Here is a 17,972-nt window from a genome sequence, read left to right on the forward strand (position 1 = left end):
CTCCGCACCCCCGCGTCACATGCACATCAGCGAAGTCGTTCTGGACGGGTTCAAGAGCTTCGGGCGGACGACGAGGATCCCCTTTTACAACGACTTCACGGTCATCACGGGGCCGAACGGCTCCGGGAAGTCGAACATCATCGACGGGGTCCTCTTCGCGCTCGGACTGGCGCGCACCCGCGGGATCAGGGCGAAGAAGCTCACCGACCTGATCTACAACCCCGGCCACGACGACGGCGAGGGCTCCGGCGGCCCGAACGAGGCCTCGGTGACGGTGGTGCTCTCGAACGAGGACGGCACCCTCGACCGGTCGCAGGTCGTCTCCGCGGCCGGGACGGAGAACGTCGGCGACGTCTCCGAGATCACGATCAAACGCCGCGTGAAGGAGACCGAGGACAACTACTACTCGTACTACTACCTCAACGGGCGCTCGGTGAACCTCTCGGACGTGCAGGACCTGCTCGCGGCCGCGGGCGTGACGCCCGAGGGGTACAACGTGGTGATGCAGGGCGACGTGACCGAGATCATCAACATGACCCCCTACCAGCGGCGGGGGATCGTCGACGAGATCGCGGGCGTCGCCGAGTTCGACGAGAAGAAGGAGGCCGCCTACGAGGAGCTGGACACGGTCGGGGAGCGCATCGGCGAGGCCGACCTCCGGATCGGCGAGAAGGAGGACCGGCTCGACCGGCTGGCCGACGAGCGCGAGACCGCGCTTCAGTACCAACGGTTCCGCGAGGAGCTGGAGGAGTACCGCGGCTTCCGCAAGGCCTCCGAGCTGGAGGAGAAGCGCGAGGCGCTCGACGACATCGAGGCCGACATCGACGAGGCGGAGGCCGAACTCGCGGAGCTCCGCGAGGCGCTCGACGCGAGACAGGGGAAACTCACCCGGCTTGAGGAGGACCTGGCCGACCTCAACCACGAGATCGAGACGAAGGGCGAGGACGAGCAGATTCAGATTCGGTCGGAGATCGAGGAGGTGAAAGGCGAGATCTCGCGGCTGGAGGACAAGATCGAGGCGGCCGAGGAGCGCGCCGCCGAGGCGGAGACGGAGCGGCGCGACGCGTTCGTCCAGATCGACCGGAAGGAGGAGACGATCGAGGAGCTCGACGCGGAGATCCGCGAGGTGAAAGTCGAGAAGGCGTCCGTCAAGTCCGAGATCGCGACGAAACGGTCCGAGCTGGCGGACGTCGAGGCCGAGATCGAGGGCGCCGACACCGAGTTCGACGAGCTGAAAGACGAGCTCGCCGAGAAGAAGGAGGCGATCGAGTCGCTGCGCGAGGAGAAGAACGAGACGCAGCGCGAGAAGGACCGCCTGCTCGACGAGGCGCGCCGGCGCTCGAACGCGGTGAGCGAGGCGCGGACCGAGCTGGAGGAGGCCCGCGAGTCGCTTCCGGAGCACAAAGCGCGGATCTCCGAGCTCCGCAGCGAGCTCGACAAGGCCGAGAAGAACGAGGCGACGATCGAGGAGGCGGTCGCCGACCTCTTCTCGGAGAAGGCGGAGAGGAGCGAGGACCTGGAGGCGGTCGAAGCGGAGCTCCGCGAGAAGCAGAACGAGTACGCCAAGCTCGAGGCGGCGGCCGACGAGCGCGGCGACGCCTCCTGGCCGCGCGCGGTGACGGAGGTGAAGAACGGCGGCATCGACGGGGTCCACGGCGCGGTCGGCGAGCTGGGCTCGGTCGAGGCCGAGTACGCCGAGGCCTGCGAGACGGCCGCCGGTGGCCGGCTCGCGAACGTCGTCGTCGACGACGACGGCGTCGGCTCGACGTGTATCGACTACCTCAAGCGGCGGAACGCGGGCCGGGCCACCTTCCTCCCGATCACGGAGATGGACGACCGGAGCCTCCCGCGGAAGCCCTCGCTGCCGGGCGTCGTCGACTTCGCGCGGAACCTCGTCGACTACGACGCCGCGTACGCCTCGGTGTTCTCGTACGTGCTCGGCTCGACGCTCGTCGTGGAGGAGATGGACACCGCCCGGGAACTGATGGGCGACTACCGGATGGTCACCCTCGACGGCGACCTCGTCGAGAAGTCGGGCGCGATGACCGGCGGCTCCGGCGGCGGCTCGCGGTACGCGTTCACGAAGTCGGGCGGCGGGAAGCTCGAACGGCTCGCCGCGGAGATATCGGAGCTGGAGGACGAGCGGCAGTCGCTACAGGCCGAGATCGACGCCCTCGAAGACGACATCGACGACGCGCGCGACCGGAAGGCCGACGCCGCCGAGCGCGTCCGGTCGCTGGAGGCCAACGTCGAGCGCGCAGAGGACGAGCTGGCGGACGCCGAGGAGCGCATCGACGAGCTGGAGGCCGAGCTCGAGGAGCTGGAGGCCGAGCGCGAGTCGGTCGACGAGGAGATGAGCGAGATCGACGGGACGCTCGCCGAGCTCGACTCGGAGATCTCGGACCTGGAGGCCGAGATCGACGATATCGAGGCGGAGCTCGCGGACTCGGAGATCCCGGAGCTCTCCGAGCGCGCCGACGAGATCCGCGACGAGATCGCGGAGCTGGAAGACCGGATGAGCTCGCTCGACGGTCGGCAGAACGAGCTGGAGTTAGAGAAGGAGTACGCCGAGGACGCCGTCGACGAGCTTCACGACACCGTCGAGGAAGCGCAGAACCGGAAGGCCGACGCCGAGGAGGCGATCGCCGAGCACGAGGCCGCGATCGAGGAGAAGGAGGCCGAGCTCGAGGAAAAGAAGGCGGCGATCGCCGATCTCGAGGAGGAGCTCACGGAGCTGAAGGCCGACCGCGAGGACCTCCGCGAGGAGATCAAGGAAGCGACCCGCGAACGGGACGAGCAGCGCTCGCTCGTCTCGGCGGCGGAGTCCGACCTGGAGGACCTGACCGACCGCCGCGACCGGCTGGCGTGGGAGATCGACGAGCTGGAGTCGCAGGTCGGCGACTACGACGCCGACGAGATCCCCGACCTCGACGAGGTCGAGTCGCGGATCGAGGAGCTGGAGGCCGAGATGGAGGCGTTAGAGCCCGTCAATATGCTCGCGATCGACGAGTACGACGAGGTGCAGGAGGCGCTCGATCAGCTGCGGGAGCGCCGGGACGTCTTGGTCAAGGAGCGCGACGCGATCGAGGAGCGTATCGAGGGGTACGAGGCGGCGAAGAGGGAGACGTTCATGCAGACGTTCGAGTCGATCAACGACCACTTCGAGGACATCTTCGCCCGCCTCTCGGCCGGCAGCGGCGAGCTCCTCTTGGAGAACCCCGAGGACCCGTTCGAGGAGGGGCTGACGATGCGGGCGCAGCCCGCGGACAAGCCGGTTCAGCGGCTCGACGCGATGAGCGGCGGCGAGAAGTCGCTGACCGCCCTCTCCTTCATCTTCGCGGTCCAGCGGCACAACCCCGCGCCGTTCTACGCGCTCGACGAGATCGACGCGTTCCTCGACGCCGTCAACGCCGAGCGCGTCGGCGAGATGATCGAGGAGCTGGCCGCGGACGCCCAGTTCGTCGTGGTCGGCCACCGCTCGGCGCTGCTGGAGCGCTCCGACCGCGCGATCGGCGTCACGATGCAGGGCGACAACCTCTCCGCGGTCACCGGGATGCAGTTCGGCGACGACGGCGACGGGGACGAGGAGGTGACGGCGGATGACTGAGCCGCCGGAGTCGGCGGGCGCGGGCGGCGGCGGCTCGGACGACGGCGTCCCGGACCTCGACCTGACGAGCGATCGCGACGTCGGGGCGCACGACGGGGCGACGCCGGAAACGCTCGGAGGCGACGAACCGGCCACGGGCGACGCGGGAGGTGACGCCAGCGACAGCGATGCGGGCGTCGACGATGACGGCGAGGTCGAGCCCGTCGAGCTCCTCGTCCAGCTCGCCGAGGAGGGCGAGATCGAGCCCTGGGACATCGACATCGTGCAGGTGACGGACGCCTTCCTGGAGCGCCTCGACGAGACGGACCTCCGGACGACCGGCCGAGCGCTCTTTTACGCCAGCGTCCTGCTCCGGATGAAGAGCGACGGGATGTTGGCCGACGACGACGAGGACGAGGAGCCCGAGCCGGAGCCGTGGGAGGTCGCGATGGAGGGCGGCGCGCCCGACCCCGCCGACGGCGACGTCGACCCGGTCGACGAGCTGGAGGCCGAGATGGACCGGCGGCTCGACCGGAAGAACACCCGGGGGTCACCCGAGACGCTCGACGAGCTGGTCCGCGAGCTGCGCGAGGCCGAGCGCGGCTCGTGGTGGAAGGACTCCCGCGAGTACGACACCTCGGAGTCGCCGCAGGGGTACGACCGCGGCACCCAGACGCTCGACTACCGCGCGGGCGACGAGTTCCGGCGGGACGGGGAGCCGACAGCGGGCGAGGCGACCGACCGCACCCACGACGAGGACATCGAGGAGGTGATCGTGGAGATCGACAACGCCCTCCGGACCCACTTCGACCGCGGTCGCACGGAGGTGCTGTTCGCGGAGATCGAGACCGCGGGCGGCCGCCCGTTCATGACGTACCTCGCGCTGCTGTTCATGGCCCACCGCGGCTCGGTGCGGCTCCAGCAGGACGACTTCTTCGGCGACCTGTGGGTGAAGGACCCGGCGGCGGCGACCGGGGAGTCGGAAGCGATCGCGGACTGACCGGCGCCGCGGTCGCTCTCCGCGAACCCCGTCATCCGAGGCCGTCGCGGTCCGGACACCGCCACGCTGATTGTCCGGCCGCCCGCACCGTTCCGCGTGTTCCAGTTCGTCGCGGGCAACCCCCTCCTCGCCGTCGTCGTCGCGGCGCTGTGGGTCGCGCTCGTCCTGTACGGCGCCTCGTCGGCGTGGTGGCTCTTCGAATCCGTCGTCCTCGCGCGCGGCGGCCGCGTCGCCCCCGACGAGGTCGAGTGGGGGTACGACGACGTCCAAGTTCGAATCCTCACCGTCGACGCGGCGGCGGTCGTTCAGGCCACGGTGAACGCGGTGCCGGCGGGGCTCGACGACGTGCGCGTGATCGCGGAGGAACCGATCGACGTCGACGGCGCTGACGTTCACGTCGTCCCGGACTCCTTCGAGTGCGCCGCGACGAACAAGGGGCGGGCCGTCGAGTGGGCCCGCCGCGAGGTGCCCTGCGACCGCGAGTACGTGCTGTACCTCGACGAGGACACCATCATGGCCGGCTTCGAGGGGCTGCCCGACGCCGACGTGGTCCAGTTCACCGAGAAGCCGCTGTACACGGGGTCGCGGCTCACGTACCTGAGCGAGATCTTCCGCGTCGGCTACCAGTACGAGCAGTTCGCGTTCCACCGCCTCCGGTACCCGCTGTACGCGTGGGGCGGCGGCGTCGCGGTCCGGCATTCGCTGGAGGACGCGATCACGTGGGACGTCGCGACGATCACCGAGGACACGAACTTCATCTGGCGGGCCGCCGACCGCGCGGGCGTCTCCTTCGCCGTCCTCGACGTGCGGTTCCGGAACCAGGCGCCCCCGTCGCTGCGCGCGATGGCCAAACAGCGCCGTCGGTGGATCTCCGGGACGCGCGCCGACGGGGGGCTCCTCCCGCTCGCCTATCGGCCCGTGTATTACACGCGGATCGTCGCGTGGGCGTTCTCGCCGCTCGTGCCGCTGCTCGCGGTCGCGTCGATACTCCTCCCGGGCACCGCGCCGGCGATGGAATGGTACCAGACCGCGTCACTGGCGCTGGTCGGGATCCTGTTCGTGTACAAACTCGTCGGGACCGCCAGGTACGACAAACACCCCCTCACGTGGCCGGTCTACCTCGCGCTCACGCCGGTCGCCTTCTTCGCGCACTCGATCGGCGCCGTCTGGGGACTGATCAGCCCCGTGACGACCTTCGAGGTGACGGAGAAGCTGGCGCCGGAGGCGGTCGAAGAAGCCCACGACTCGATGGACGAGGGGCAGCTGCGCGACCACGACGGCTCCGAGCGGCTCACCCGTGAGTCCGACTCGGCGTTCACGTTCGCCGTGTTCGACGACTGAGACGCCGTCGCTCCCGCGGCGAACACCTCCAAAGCCCCAGCCGCTCGGTGGTACGTGATTGGCAACTGTAGATCGGCGGTGAACACCTCCAAAGCCCCAGCCGCGACGGCTCGCGCGGCTCGCTGCGCGCTTCACTCGGTCGCTGACGCTCCCTCGTTCCAGTGCTTGCGTCGCCGGGCTTCGCCCTCGCGGCTGCCCCTTCGAGTCCCACCCTCACAGCAACTGCAGCCTCACACCTCCCCAACCTCGCGGCTCCCTCCGCTTCGCTTCGGTCGCCGCGTCCCTCGCGCGTGCGACTCGCGCCCTGCGGGCGCTCGTCGGCACGCGCCACCGCACCGCAAAATTGTTCACAGGTAGTCGCCGAGCAGCGGCTCGACGCGCTCCTGCGTTTCTTCCGGAATCGCCTCGGTCGGCGTGTTGACGGTGCCGTCGAGCGACGTGTGCGCGTCGCACTCCAGATCTTCGGGGAGCGTCCGGACGGCCTCCTCGACCGCGGCCTTGATCGCCGCCTGGTTCTTCTCGGCGTTTTCGAGCACCTCTTCGAGCGTCACCTCGCTGTCTTCCTTCCAGACGTCGTAGTCGGTGACGCCCGCGATCGTCGCGTACGCGATCTCGGCCTCGCGGGCGAGCTTCGCCTCCGGGATCGCGGTCATGCCGACGAGGTCCCACCCCTGGCTCCTGTAGAACTCCGACTCCGCGCGCGTGGAGTACTGCGGCCCCTCGATGCAGACGTACGTGCCGCCCTTCACCACCTTCGTGTCGGCGGGTGCCGCCGACTCGGCCGCCTCGGTCAGGTGGTCGACCAGCTCCGGGCTGTACGGGTCCGCGAACGGCTGGTGGACGACGACGCCGTCGCCGTAGAAGGAGAGGTCGCGGCGCTTGGTGCGGTCGTATATCTGATCGGGGATGACGAGCGTGCCGGGCCCCAGTTCCTCTTTCAGACTTCCAACCGCGTTCGACGCGAAGACGTGGGTGACGCCCGCCCGCTTCAGCGCGTACATGTTCGCGCGGTACGGGAGGTCGGTGGGCGAGACGCCGTGGTCGGAGCCGTGCCGCGGGAGGAAGGCGACCTCTCTGCCCGTGTCCGCGAACTCGCCGATCGTGATCGCGTCGCTCGGCTCGCCGTAGGGGGTGTCGTACTCGACCTCGCGCACGTCGTTCAGGGGGAGCGCCTCGTAGATGCCGCTGCCGCCGATGAAGCCGATGGTGCCCATACCCGGAGTGCGGCGGCTCGCTACTTATAAGGAGTCATGTAAAACGGGGACTACAGCAGCCACCGCACCGCCGCCAGCGCGAGCGCGCTCACGACGAGCAGGTGGACGAGGACGGCGCCGACCGCGGCCCCGCCGACGTCGCGCATCTCGCGGAGCCGGATCGAGAGGCCGAGGCCGACGAACGCCAGCGTGAACAGCGCGTCCGAGACGCGCCCGATCGACGCCAGCGCGGCCGGCGAGAGGAGCCCGCTGTTCGCGACCGCGGCGACCGCGAGGAAGCCGAGCAGGAACTTCGGGAACTCGGCCCAGACCCGGCGTACGCCGGGGTCGGTCGCCGATCGCGCGGTGTACGCCAGCGAGTACGCGACGGCGACGCCCCCCAGCAGGGCGTTGCGCGCGAGCTTCGTCACGGTCGCCCACTGGCCGGCCTCGGGCGAGTGGGCGAACCCCGCGGCCGCGACGGGGCCGGTCGAGAACATGCTCACGCCGGCCCAGACGCCGAACTGCCGGCCGGTGAGCCCGAGCCACTCCCCCGCGATCGGGAACGCGACGAGCGTGACGGCGTCGAAGAGGAGCACGGTCGCCGCCGCGAAGGTGATCGCCGAGCCGCGCGCGTCGAGCACGCGTCCGACGGCGACGACAGCGGAGACCCCGCAGACGCTCGCGCCCGCCGCCAGCAGCGAGGGCGTGGTCCCGTCGAGCCGGAAGAGCACGCGGGCGATCAGCTCGGCGAGCAGCAGGCCGCCGGCGACCGTCGCGACGACCATGCCGAGCACGGTCGGCCCCGCGGCGAGGAACTCCTCGACGACGACCGCGGCGCCGAGCAGGACGATCCCGGTCTCCAAGAGGAGCTTGTCGACGCCGACGCCCGGCTTCGCGGCCTCGGGCGTCCCGACCGCGTTCCCGACGAGCGCGCCGAGCGCGACCGCGACGACGAGCGGGGAGAGCCCGGCGACCGCGCCGGCGACGAGGGTTGCGAGGACCGCCCCGGCGGCCAGCAGCGCGAGGCCGGGGAGGTACGGCCGAGCGGCGGCGGCGACGCCCATCAGAGGAGGCCCGCGACCTGTCCCGCGGCGTGGGCGGCGACGACCCCCAGCCCGAGCGCGAGCGCCTGCCAGCCGCGGTCGAGCGCGGTCCACCGGTCGACGAGCGGGGAGCCGGTCTCGCGGGCGGCGTCGTCCCCGGCGCCGTCGGCGCGAGCCGTGTCGTCGCCGTGCTCCGATACCATGCCCGCGGGTCGGCGCGCTCGGTACTTATAGGGACGGACTCGGCGGGGTGCGGGCGCCCGACGCGCGACCGAAAGAGCGACGGTCCGGGCGGTCGTCGGTCGGACATCCGGATGCCGACCACGCAGATCAAAGACCCCGTGCACGGCTACGTGGAGCTGCCGGACGCGCTCGTCGACGGCGTCGTCGACACCCGCCCGTTCCAGCGGCTGCGGTACGTCCGCCAGCTCTCGGCGACGCACCTCGTCTACCCCGGGGCGAACCACACGCGGTTCGAGCACTCGCTCGGCGTCTACCACCTCGGGCGGACCGTCTTCGAGAACCTCCGCCGGCAGCCGTACTTCACGCGGGACGCGACGACCGACGAGCTGGAGGAGATCCAGCGCACGCTGGAGTGCGCCTGCCTGCTCCACGACGTGGGGCATCCGCCCTTCTCGCACCTCTCCGAGTCGTTCCTCGACGAGGGGGTCCTCCGGGAGCGGGTCGCCGACGCCGGGCTGGTCGACGCCTTCGACCGGGCGGGCGTCGGCGGGGCGCCGCTCCGGTCGGCGAGCCCGCACGAGCTGCTCGGCTGCGTACTCATCGTCGAGGAGTACGGCGGCGCGCTGCGCTCGTTCGACGTGGACCCGTTCGAGGTGTGCGCGTACGTGCTCGGCTACAGCCTCGCGTACGAGCGCGGCGAGCCCTGGCAGTACGGCGTCGGCGCGCAGCTGCTCCACTCGCCAATCGACGTCGACCGGCTCGACTACATCACCCGCGACAATCAGATGACCGGCGCGGGCGTACTGAGCTTCGACGTCGACCGCATGGTCGACGCCTACACCGCCCATCCCGAGGCCGGGCTCGCGCTCACCGAGAAGGCGCTCTCGACCATCGGGAACTACCTCGAAGGCCGGATCGCGCTGTACATGTGGGTCACCCAGCATCACAAGGCCGTCTACGCGAACCGCCTCCTCCAGGAGCTGCTCGGCGAGTACGAGCGCGTGACCGGCGAGAGCCCGGTGACGGTCGACGGCGTGCTCTCGCGGGAGCTCGACGACAACGCCGTGCTCGAACGACTCAAGGTCGCCGCCCGCGAGCACCCCGACTCGACGCTGGCGTCGATGTACGACCGCTTCCGCGGGCGCCGCTTCCCGGCCACCTGCTGGAAACACCGGATCGCGCTGGCCGACCGGATCGGCGGCGACCTCGGCGATGACCGCGACGGCGGCGGTGACCGCGACGGCGACGCGGGCGGTTCCGGCGAGGGACGCGCCCCCGACCTCGACGACTTCACGGCGTGGCTCACCGAGGGCGACGACCGGCTGGAGCGGCTCCTCGCCGACGCGCTCGACGTGCCCGTCCACGAGGTGTGGATCGACCGCTCGTACGTCCCCGCGTACGACCCCGACGAACTGGAGGACATCCCCATCGCCTACGGCGGGACGACCCGGTCGGTCGGGGACTGGGGGCTGTACGGCGACCGCGCGTTCGACGTGCCGATCCCCTTCGTGTTCGTCCCCGACGGGACGAAGCGGCGGGCAATCCGCGTGCTCCGGGAGGCGTTCGAGCGGGAGGTCGGCGTGGCAGCGGGGACGTAGAACGCGACGGCGACGCCGTCGGACCGCGGCAGGGACCCCAAAACGGATACCGAGCGGCCGCGTACTCGGACGGAGACGCCGCGCCCTCCCGAACGGACACATGGACCTCGACTCGAACGCGGCCCTCCGGCGAGCGCTCCTCGGAACCCGGTCGTCACCGAGACGGTCGGGAGCCGCGGTAGCCGCGGGGCTGTTCGGCGTGACCGGGCTGTTCGCGTTCGCGTCACACGCCGCTTTCGACGCGATACCCGAGGCGGTCCTGTTGCCGTTCGTCCTGCTCGGCGGCCTGCTCGCGGTCGGCGCCGCGTACGCCGGAAGCGGACTGCTCGTCAGCACGGCCCTGGTGGTCGGACCGGTGTACGGACCGGTGACGTTCTACGCGTGGCTGATCTCGACGCGAGAGGCGGCGCCCGTGGCGTTCGTGCTGTCGTTTTACGGACACGGCGCGCCGGCGCTCTGGGCGCCGATAGCCGTCGTCCTCGCCGCGGGTAGCTACGCGATCGGAGCGCTCGCTCGGCGGTTCGGGGACCGTCTCGGACTCCGGTGAGTCGGAGGCGCGCAGGCGGGCCCGACCGCAACACCCTTTCGCGAGTTCCGCGAACCGATCCACATGACCGACCCGTCCGACGCGGACGCGTCCCCGCTGTTCGAGGCGAAGGCGTTCGACGAACCGTCCGTGTTCGCGCCGAGCGCCCTGCTGGAGAACGCCCGCCGTCAGAAGGAGCTCCCGGAGCGCTCGGTCCCGGAGGTCTGCGTCCTCGATCCGGACGGGGACGTCGTGCGCCGGCTGCGAGCGGCCGGAGAGGCCGAGCAGGACGAGACGTGGCCGGGGTACCACACCGAGCTCTACCGGTTCGAGCGGGGCGGCGAGGAGTTCGGAATCGTCGGGTGCGCCGTCGGGGCGTCGTTCGCGGTCCTCGTCGCGGAGCAGCTGTTCGCCGCCGGCTGCGAGTTCCTCGTGAGCGTCACCTCCTCGGGGCGGATCGTCCCGCGGGACGACCCGCCGTACTTCGTGCTCGTCGAGCGCGCGCTCCGCGACGAGGGGACGAGCCACCACTACCGGCCGGCGGACCGCTACGCGTCCCTCGATCCCGAGCTCCTGAGGCCGGTCGAGCGCGAGTGCGAGGCGGTGCCCAGACCGGTGTACACGGGAGCGTCGTGGACGACGGACGCGCCGTTCCGGGAGACGGAGACCGCGATCGAACGCGCCCGGTCGGAGGGGATCCTCGCGGTCGAGATGGAGGCGGCGGCCCTCTACGCGTTCGCGGACGCCCGAGACCGGCCGGTCGTCTGCTTCGCGCACGTGACCAACCAGATGGGCCAGACCGAGGAGGAGTTCGAGAAGGGAGACGCGAACGGCAGCGAAGACGCGCTGGCGGTGATCGACGCGGCCGCCGCCGCGTGGCGCGCGTCGGACTGAGCGCTCGCGTCGCGTCGTAGTCCGCGGTCGCGCCCCGTCGTAGTGCGCGTCACTCGCCGTCACGGGCGGCCCGGTACCGATCGCGGAGGCGAGCGAACAGCGCGTTCCCGGTCTCGGTCCGCAGCCGCGGCCCGGTCGTCGCGAAGAACTCGTCGAGGTCGTCGTACTCGCGGAACGCCCCCGGATCGCCGTCGGCGGGGTCGTACCGGTCGTCGCGCTCGTAGCGGACGGCCTGGAGGCAGACGTCGAGGAGGTCGCACTCCTTGACGAGTATCGCCTCCGGCGACTCGCGCGCCTCGTACGCCTCCCACGCGTCGCGGACGCGGTCGGGGAGCGGCCCGGCGAGGTCGCGCATCGCCTCGCGCTCGGCGGCCTCCTTGGCGGCCGGGTCGACGGCGTCCGCGGTCGAGTCGGCGCGGGTCGCGACGTCGCCCGTCTCCGCCTCGGCGACGTCGTGGACCACCGCGAGCCGGAGCGCGCGGTCGAGGTCGACGCCGGGGAGGTCCCCGCGGAACCGGTCGCCGAGCGCGAGGACGAGGTAGGCGACCCCCCACGCGTGGGCCGCGACCGACTCGGGGTCGTCGACCCCGCGGAGCTGCCACCCCGTGCGCCGCTCGTCCTTGAGGGCGGAGGCGTCGAGGAGGGCGTCGAGGGCCTGTTCGGGGACGCCGTGGGGGTCGTCGGCAGCGTCCGACTCCGGGTCGTCTCCGGGCATCGCGGGCGGTCAGTCGGCGAGTCGCCAGGTCCCGTCGCCCGCCGAGTCGGCGACGCCGCGGCGGACCATCTCGTCGAGCACCTCGTCGAGGCGGCCGGGCTGGGCGACCTCCATCTCGATGCGGCCGATGCTGTGGTACTCGTCGAGGTAGTGGCGGAGGTCGTCGCGGTCGAACGTCTCCTGGCCGGCGCGCTCCATCGCGCCCTCGGTGAGGTCGATCATGTCTTCGAGGAAGTTCCACGGGTAGACGACCCACGTCCACTGTTCGAGCCGCTCGCCGACGAAGTCCGGCTGGAACTCGGAGGTGCCGAGCAGCTGGAGCGTCGCGGTGCGGATCTCGGCGGCGTCCCGGTCGTCGACGTACTCCTCGGCGCGGCGGATCGAGCCGCCGGTGTCCGCGATGTCGTCGATGATCAGGACGTCTTTCCCCTCGACGCTCCCCTCCGGCATCGGGTAGCGGATCTGGGGCTCGCCGCTCTTCTCCGCGGTCCCGACGTAGTGCTCCATCTTCAGGCTCGTCAGGTCGTTGAGCCCGAGGAAGTCGCAGACGCACCGCCCCGCGAACCAGCCGCCGCGGGCCAGGGCGACGACCACGTCCGGCTCGAAGTCGGCCCGTTTCACCGCGTTCGAGACGTTGCGGCAGAGCCCGTAGATGTACTCCCAGTTGGTGAGGGTGCAGTCGAAGTCGTCCGGGAGGTCGCTCATACGGCCGTTCCTCCCACCCGCGCGCTCATAAGGGTTTAGCAACGGCGCCGGAGGGGAGACCGGCGCGAGCACCGCGGCACGATTTCTCGGGAACGGCTGCGGTGGCGCGCGCCTGCGAGCGCCCTTCGGGCGCGAGCAGCGCGTGCGAGGGAGTCGGTCGCCCGAAGCGACGCGGAGGGCGACCGACGAGGCTGGGGAGGCGTGGGGTTGCGGTGCCGTGCTGGGCGGGGTGGGACTCAAAGGGGCAGCCGCGAGGACGGCACAGGCGATGCAAGCACCGCAAGGAGCGAACGACGTGAGCGACTGAGGAGCGCAGCGAGCGTGGGCCGTCCTCGCGGCTGGGGCTTTGGAGGTGGTCGCCGACGATCCGGGATCGGCCGCGTATCACCGAGCGGCTGGGACTTTGAAACCGTTCACCGCGTCAGCGGCAGTAGCGACACACAGTCGAGAACCACGCGAACGAGCCTCCGAATCGACATCGTATCGGTCCCGACACGATTTAGGTGGCCGGCTCACAACGGACCGGTAATGAGCACTCAGGCCGCGACGGAGGAGCGGACGGTCGTGATCGGGCTGGAGGTCCACGTCCAGCTCGAGACCGACACGAAGATCTTCTGCGGCTGCTCGACGGAGCCCGAGGAGGACGAGGAGCCGAACACGCGCACCTGCCCGACCTGCCTCGGCCTGCCGGGCGCGCTGCCGGTCCTCAACGAGGCCGCCGTCGAGGCCGCGGTGAAGGTGGGGAAGGCGATCGACGCCGACATCCCCGAGACGACGACGTTCCACCGGAAGAACTACTACTACCCCGACCTGCCGAAGAACTTCCAGCTCACGCAGTACGACGCCCCGATCTGCCAGTCGGGCGAGCTCGAAGTGCGCGTCGACAGCGAGCCGCGCACCATCGGGATCACCCGGGCGCACCTGGAGGAGGACCCGGGGAGCCTCCAGCACGCCGGCGGCTCCATCGAGTCGGCGACCCACACCCTCGTGAACTACAACCGCGCCGGGACGCCGCTGATGGAGATCGTCACCGAGCCGGACTTCCGGTCGCCGGCGGAGACGCGCGCGTTCCTGGCGAAGCTCGAAGAAGTCCTCGAATACCTCGGCGTCTTCGACCCGACCCGCGACGGGAGCCTGCGCGTCGACGCCAACGTCTCGCTCGTACCGGAGGACCGGGTCGCAGACGACGGGACGATCACGGACGAGGCCCTCGCGGACGTGAACCGCGCCGAGGTGAAGAACATCTCCAGCCACAAGGGCGCCGAGCAGGCGCTCGCGTACGAGGTCACCCGCCAGGAGAACGTGCTCCGGCGCGGCCGCGAGATCGAGCAGGAGACGCGTCACTGGGACGAGGCGCGCGGCGTCACCGTCTCGATGCGCTCGAAGGAGGCCGAGAAGGACTACCGCTACTTCCGGGAGGCCGACCTGCCCGCGCTGGAGGTGTCGGACTGGAAGGAGTCGATCCCGATCCCGGAGCTGCCGGACGCCCGCCGGGAGCGCTTCCGCGATGAGTACGGGCTCGACCGCGAGTCCGCCTCGAAGCTCACCTCGACGAAGGCCGTCGCCGACTTCTTCGAGGACGTGGCCGAGTCGTTCGACCCCGAGCTCGCCGCGACGTGGGTCGCCGACAATCTGCTCGGCGAGCTCAACTACCGCGAGATGGCGATCACGGACGTCGAGGACCGCCTCGACGAGTTCAAGCGCCTGATCGAGCTGGTCGACGCCGAGGAGCTCACGGTGAAGAACGCCGAGGAGGTAGTCCTGCGCGAGATGCTCGACGCGGGCGAGGACCCCGAGACCGTCATCGAGCGCGAGGGGCTCGGCGTCGCCGACTCCGGCGAGGTCGAGGCCGCCGTCGACGCCGCGATCGACGACAACCCGGACGCCGTGAGCGACTACCACGACGGCGACGAGGGCGCGATCAACTTCCTCGTCGGCCAGGTGATGCAGGAGACGGGCGGCAGCGCCGACCCCGGCGAGGTGAACGGGCTGCTCCGCGAGCGGCTGGAGGGGTAGCCCCTCGATGCGCGTCTCGGTCGAGGTCGTCGGCGAGGGGACCCGAGCGGTCGACCTCCCCGACGACGCCACCTACGACGACCTCGTCCGCGAGGCCGGCTACCACCCGCAGGAGGCGTCGGCGCTGGTCGACGGCTCGCCCGTCCCCGGCGACCGCATTGTCGACGCCGACGAGGTCCGGATCCTGCGGCTGATCAAGGGCGGCGCGACGGGCGACGGCGCGTGAGCGAGAGCTCCGACCCCGCCGACGATCCGCCGGGCTCGGCCGGTTCCCGCGACCCGCCCGAGGACGTGATCGTCGAGCGGGCGACGCCCGACGACCGTCTCGACGTCCTCCGGATCCTCGACGCGGCGATGCTGGAGACGGACGCGGCGACCGTGGACGACCGGATCGCGGCCGGAGACGCCCTCGTCGCGCGCTCGACCAGAACCGGCGGGGTCGTCGGCGCGCTGGTCGCCGCCCGTCCCGACCCCGACCGGCTCCACGTCGACGGCGTCGCGGTCAGGCGTGCGCGTCGGGGAGGGGGGATCGGTTCCGCGCTCCTCGCGGCCGCGGTCGATCGCGGGCGGTCGGACTCCGCTATCGAGACCGTCACCGCCGCGTTCGACGACGACCTGGTCGCGTTCTACGAGGCAATCGGATTCGTCGTCACCGGCGACACGACCGACGCCCGCCGGCACGGCCGGATCCGCGTCGGCGACTGATCGCCCGTCAGTCGCCGACGCGGTACAGCTCGAACCGGACCCGCGTCCGGTCGTCGGCGTCCACAAACTCGACGGTCCCGTTGGCCGACTCGGCGATCCACCGCATGAGCCAGAGCCCCAGCCCGCTGCCGTGGGCGAGCGGCGTCTCCCTGGTCTCTCGGAGGCACCGCAGCTCGTGTTCGGGGATCGACCCCGGGTTCTGTACCTCGATCCGTACCCGCTCGCTCGTCGGAATCGACACCGCGATCTCGACTCTCGGCGTCGGGTCGTCCTGGTGGACGATCCCGTTCCGGATCGCCTCTTCGAGCGCAACGTCGAGGTTCACGTCCGCGAGAACGACGTGTTCCGGCGATGCAGGGGCTTGGATCCGCGCGTTCGGATACTCGATCCGGACCTCTTCGACAGCCCGCTCTATCGCCGGCCGGAGCGGCGTCGGCTCGACCGTCGAGCGCCCGATCGTCCGCTGGATGTACCGTGCCTTCGCTGCCGTCTCGACGACGGCGTCCGCGTGGCTCGCAGCGGCGGCGACGCGGTCGGCCTCGGCGGCCGTCAGCGACTCGCTCCTCGACAGCTCGGTGAGCACCCCCTGGACGACGTTGAGGTCGTTTCGGATGTTGTGGCGCAACACTCGGTTGAGGACGGTGAGCCGCTCCTCGCGGCGATCCAGCTCCCGGTTGCTCTCGGCCAGTCCCCGGGCCTGCTCTAACATGAGTCGAGCGTCGGGATGTTCCGCGTCTCCGGAGCGGTACGCTTCGAGCGAGACGTGAAAGGGGTTCTCGCAGAGCGTTCCGTCGAAGACGACCTGTCGGTGCGTCCGCAGCGCCTTCGCGGCCGCCGCCTCGTCGAACCGTCGGAGGTCGTACTGACACAGCGCGGTCACCGGCTCGTCGGGGCACGCCGAGTCGAACGCGAACTCGAAATCAACGATCTCGTCAAACGACTTCTCGGCCCCGAACGCCCACGTGTTCTCCCCGGCGAGCCAGAGCCCCTCGTAGCCGCCCGCGGCGCTCCGTTCCGCCTCCGACCGCAGCTCGGTGACGGTGTTGCTGGAGTCGAACCCGCCGTCGAGGTATACCTCCGACGCGTCGCGGACGGCGAGGTCGCCGGCGGCGGCCCGCGCCGCGACATCCACGTCTGCATCTCGAAGGGCCGCTTCGATCCGCGACTGCGGGTTCGCATCGGCGAGGTACACGCACCGATGCCCGGTCGCGAGCCCGTGCGAGAGGAACGCGGACACGGTGTCGAGCTGCGCGGCCGTCGACTCGTAGAACAGCGCGAGGTGACGGTCAAGGTCGCGGCCGGCGAACTCGGCGCGCAGGTTCTCTTGCGATCGGGCACCGAAGCCGATCGACTCTCCTTCGGTAGGCATCTGAGTATCGACTGTACAAAATGGAGGCGGATAAAACGGCCGGAAACGCTCTGAGTCGGCCGTTCACCGCTCGTCGCGGCGAAAATCAACGGCCGGCACCAGGGCGCCCCTCGGCCACAGTCGCTCTCCTCGCGGCTGGTGTCAACGGACCGAACCGCACTGAGCCGTCGACGGTCGCATTCGACGTTCATTTCCCGGTCGCTCCCGTTGTTACGGGTATGAGCGCGATTTCGCCCTCGATTTCGGCGGTCCCATCCCGGGGCGCGGTGATCAAGATATGAGCGGCAAAGACGAATACTACAACCGATCGAAACAGCAGGGGTACCGGAGCCGGGCCTCCTACAAGCTGAAGCAGATCGACGAGGATGCGGACCTCCTCGACCCCGGCGACACCGTGGTCGACCTCGGGGCCGCCCCGGGCGGGTGGCTGCAGGTCGCGGCCGAGGAAGTGGGCGAGTCGGGCACCGTCGTCGGCGTCGACCTCCAGCGCATCGAGGACCTCGACGAGGGCGACGTGGAGACCATCCGGGGCGACATGACCGAGGAGCGCACCCGACACTACCTGCGCGAGGCGGTCGGCGAGCGCGGCGCGGACGCGGTGCTCTCTGACATGGCCCCGAACATGACCGGCGAGTACGCGCTCGATCACGCGCGGTCGGTCCACCTCGCGCGGCAGGCGTTCGACGTGGCCGAGGAGCTGCTCGCGCCCGGCGGGGACTTCGTCGTCAAGGTGTTCCAGGGCGAGGACCTCGACGCCTTCCGCGAGGAGGTCCGGAGCGAGTTCCAGTACCTCCGGACCGTCTCGCCGCCCGCCTCCCGCGACTCCTCCTCGGAGGTGTACCTCGTCGCCAGGGGGCTGAACACCGCGCCCGTCGCGGCCGGCGACCGGCTGGAGGTGACCGTCGAGGAGCTCGGCGACGAGGGCGACGGGATCGCGTACGTCGAGGGGTACTCGCTGTTCGTCCCGGACGCCGACGTGGGCGAGGCCGTGACCGTCGAGGTCGACGAGGCCAAGCCGCGGTTCGGATTCGCCGAGCGCGTCGACGGCGGCTCTGACAGCGATTCCGACGCCGAGAGCGACGACTGAGCCGACGA

The 17,972-nt window shown here is 70.7% G+C and carries 16 protein-coding genes; 10 read left to right on the forward strand and 6 right to left on the reverse strand.

Annotated features, from left to right (window positions below):
- Positions 1-19: 19 nt before the first annotated feature.
- The 3 genes from smc (at position 20) to NO900_RS16685 (ending at position 5,927) form a co-directional block, all read left to right on the forward strand.
- A complete protein-coding gene (gene smc / locus NO900_RS16675) occupies positions 20-3,607 on the forward strand; it encodes a chromosome segregation protein SMC (RefSeq protein ID WP_256409081.1) in 3,588 nt (1,195 codons plus the stop codon).
- Positions 3,600-4,586, forward strand: a complete 987-nt coding sequence (locus tag NO900_RS16680) for a segregation and condensation protein A (RefSeq protein ID WP_256409082.1) — start codon at positions 3,600-3,602, stop codon at positions 4,584-4,586. Before smc ends, NO900_RS16680 begins: the two co-directional genes overlap by 8 nt.
- A 96-nt stretch (positions 4,587-4,682) precedes the next feature.
- Entirely contained in the window at positions 4,683-5,927 is a 1,245-nt protein-coding gene (locus NO900_RS16685; RefSeq protein WP_256409083.1) for a glycosyltransferase family 2 protein, read from the forward strand.
- Between the two features lie 347 nt (positions 5,928-6,274).
- Here NO900_RS16685 and mtnP read toward each other — a convergent pair whose 3' ends face one another.
- The 3 genes from mtnP to NO900_RS16700 are packed head-to-tail and all read right to left on the reverse strand — an operon-like array spanning position 6,275 to position 8,369.
- Positions 6,275-7,141 (reverse strand): S-methyl-5'-thioadenosine phosphorylase, encoded by an 867-nt coding sequence (gene mtnP, locus NO900_RS16690; protein ID WP_256409084.1) that lies wholly within the window; start codon positions 7,139-7,141, stop codon positions 6,275-6,277.
- 50 nt (positions 7,142-7,191) lie between these two features.
- Positions 7,192-8,187, reverse strand: a complete 996-nt coding sequence (locus NO900_RS16695) for a YeiH family protein (RefSeq protein WP_256409085.1) — start codon at positions 8,185-8,187, stop codon at positions 7,192-7,194.
- Positions 8,187-8,369, reverse strand: a complete 183-nt coding sequence (locus NO900_RS16700) for a hypothetical protein (RefSeq protein WP_256409086.1) — start codon at positions 8,367-8,369, stop codon at positions 8,187-8,189. The genes NO900_RS16695 and NO900_RS16700 overlap by 1 nt, the downstream gene beginning before the upstream one ends.
- Before the next feature lie 111 nt (positions 8,370-8,480).
- On the opposite strand from NO900_RS16700, the gene NO900_RS16705 reads away from it, so the two are divergent.
- The 3 genes from NO900_RS16705 to NO900_RS16715 all read left to right on the forward strand — a co-directional run bounded on the left by NO900_RS16705 (position 8,481) and on the right by NO900_RS16715 (position 11,367).
- The gene (locus tag NO900_RS16705; protein ID WP_256409087.1) at positions 8,481-9,947 is read left to right on the forward strand and encodes an HD domain-containing protein; all 1,467 of its coding nucleotides are present in this window, start codon (positions 8,481-8,483) and stop codon (positions 9,945-9,947) included.
- Between the two features lie 100 nt (positions 9,948-10,047).
- Positions 10,048-10,494, forward strand: coding sequence for a hypothetical protein (locus NO900_RS16710; RefSeq protein ID WP_256409088.1), 447 nt, complete (start codon positions 10,048-10,050; stop codon positions 10,492-10,494).
- A 63-nt stretch (positions 10,495-10,557) separates the two neighbouring features.
- Complete coding sequence (locus NO900_RS16715) at positions 10,558-11,367, forward strand: nucleoside phosphorylase (protein ID WP_256409089.1); 810 nt, start codon at positions 10,558-10,560, stop codon at positions 11,365-11,367.
- Between the two features lie 49 nt (positions 11,368-11,416).
- Here the strand turns inward: NO900_RS16715 and NO900_RS16720 are convergent, their stop codons facing one another.
- Together NO900_RS16720 and NO900_RS16725 are read right to left on the reverse strand one after the other, a co-directional pair.
- Complete coding sequence (locus NO900_RS16720) at positions 11,417-12,082, reverse strand: HD domain-containing protein (protein WP_256409090.1); 666 nt, start codon at positions 12,080-12,082, stop codon at positions 11,417-11,419.
- Between the two features lie 9 nt (positions 12,083-12,091).
- Positions 12,092-12,787 (reverse strand): phosphoribosyltransferase, encoded by a 696-nt coding sequence (locus NO900_RS16725; RefSeq protein ID WP_256409091.1) that lies wholly within the window; start codon positions 12,785-12,787, stop codon positions 12,092-12,094.
- Positions 12,788-13,315: 528 nt separating this feature from the next.
- Here NO900_RS16725 and gatB point away from each other — a divergent pair.
- The 3 genes from gatB to NO900_RS16740 are packed head-to-tail and all read left to right on the forward strand — an operon-like array spanning position 13,316 to position 15,508.
- On the forward strand, positions 13,316-14,803 hold the full coding sequence (gene gatB / locus NO900_RS16730; RefSeq protein WP_256409092.1) for an Asp-tRNA(Asn)/Glu-tRNA(Gln) amidotransferase subunit GatB: 1,488 nt from the start codon (positions 13,316-13,318) through the stop codon (positions 14,801-14,803).
- 7 nt (positions 14,804-14,810) lie between these two features.
- Entirely contained in the window at positions 14,811-15,029 is a 219-nt protein-coding gene (samp2, locus tag NO900_RS16735; RefSeq protein WP_256409093.1) for a ubiquitin-like small modifier protein SAMP2, read from the forward strand.
- Positions 15,026-15,508 (forward strand): GNAT family N-acetyltransferase, encoded by a 483-nt coding sequence (locus tag NO900_RS16740; RefSeq protein WP_321169221.1) that lies wholly within the window; start codon positions 15,026-15,028, stop codon positions 15,506-15,508. The genes samp2 and NO900_RS16740 overlap by 4 nt, the downstream gene beginning before the upstream one ends.
- A 7-nt stretch (positions 15,509-15,515) precedes the next feature.
- Here NO900_RS16740 and NO900_RS16745 read toward each other — a convergent pair whose 3' ends face one another.
- Positions 15,516-16,877: an MEDS domain-containing protein gene (locus NO900_RS16745; protein WP_256409094.1), complete on the reverse strand. Its 1,362-nt coding sequence runs from the start codon at positions 16,875-16,877 to the stop codon at positions 15,516-15,518.
- Between the two features lie 277 nt (positions 16,878-17,154).
- Here NO900_RS16745 and NO900_RS16750 point away from each other — a divergent pair, with 277 nt between their 5' ends.
- A complete protein-coding gene (locus NO900_RS16750) occupies positions 17,155-17,964 on the forward strand; it encodes an RlmE family RNA methyltransferase (RefSeq protein ID WP_256409095.1) in 810 nt (269 codons plus the stop codon).
- The last annotated feature ends 8 nt before the right edge of the window (positions 17,965-17,972 follow it).

This window comes from Halorubrum rutilum (assembly GCF_024494565.1).

Excerpts from the sequence above, each read along its gene's own strand:
- NO900_RS16750 (WP_256409095.1), top strand. The coding sequence starts at position 17,155 with ATGAGCGGCAAAGACGAATACTACAACCGATCGAAACAGCAGGGGTAC.
- samp2 (WP_256409093.1), top strand. The coding sequence starts at position 14,811 with ATGCGCGTCTCGGTCGAGGTCGTCGGCGAGGGGACCCGAGCGGTCGAC.
- NO900_RS16700 (WP_256409086.1), bottom strand. The coding sequence starts at position 8,369 with ATGGTATCGGAGCACGGCGACGACACGGCTCGCGCCGACGGCGCCGGG.
- smc (WP_256409081.1), top strand. The coding sequence starts at position 20 with ATGCACATCAGCGAAGTCGTTCTGGACGGGTTCAAGAGCTTCGGGCGG.
- NO900_RS16720 (WP_256409090.1), bottom strand. The coding sequence starts at position 12,082 with ATGCCCGGAGACGACCCGGAGTCGGACGCTGCCGACGACCCCCACGGC.
- mtnP (WP_256409084.1), bottom strand. The coding sequence starts at position 7,141 with ATGGGCACCATCGGCTTCATCGGCGGCAGCGGCATCTACGAGGCGCTC.
- NO900_RS16705 (WP_256409087.1), top strand. The coding sequence starts at position 8,481 with ATGCCGACCACGCAGATCAAAGACCCCGTGCACGGCTACGTGGAGCTG.
- NO900_RS16715 (WP_256409089.1), top strand. The coding sequence starts at position 10,558 with ATGACCGACCCGTCCGACGCGGACGCGTCCCCGCTGTTCGAGGCGAAG.
- NO900_RS16680 (WP_256409082.1), top strand. The coding sequence starts at position 3,600 with ATGACTGAGCCGCCGGAGTCGGCGGGCGCGGGCGGCGGCGGCTCGGAC.
- NO900_RS16725 (WP_256409091.1), bottom strand. The coding sequence starts at position 12,787 with ATGAGCGACCTCCCGGACGACTTCGACTGCACCCTCACCAACTGGGAG.
- NO900_RS16745 (WP_256409094.1), bottom strand. The coding sequence starts at position 16,877 with ATGCCTACCGAAGGAGAGTCGATCGGCTTCGGTGCCCGATCGCAAGAG.
- gatB (WP_256409092.1), top strand. The coding sequence starts at position 13,316 with ATGAGCACTCAGGCCGCGACGGAGGAGCGGACGGTCGTGATCGGGCTG.
- NO900_RS16710 (WP_256409088.1), top strand. The coding sequence starts at position 10,048 with ATGGACCTCGACTCGAACGCGGCCCTCCGGCGAGCGCTCCTCGGAACC.
- NO900_RS16695 (WP_256409085.1), bottom strand. The coding sequence starts at position 8,187 with ATGGGCGTCGCCGCCGCCGCTCGGCCGTACCTCCCCGGCCTCGCGCTG.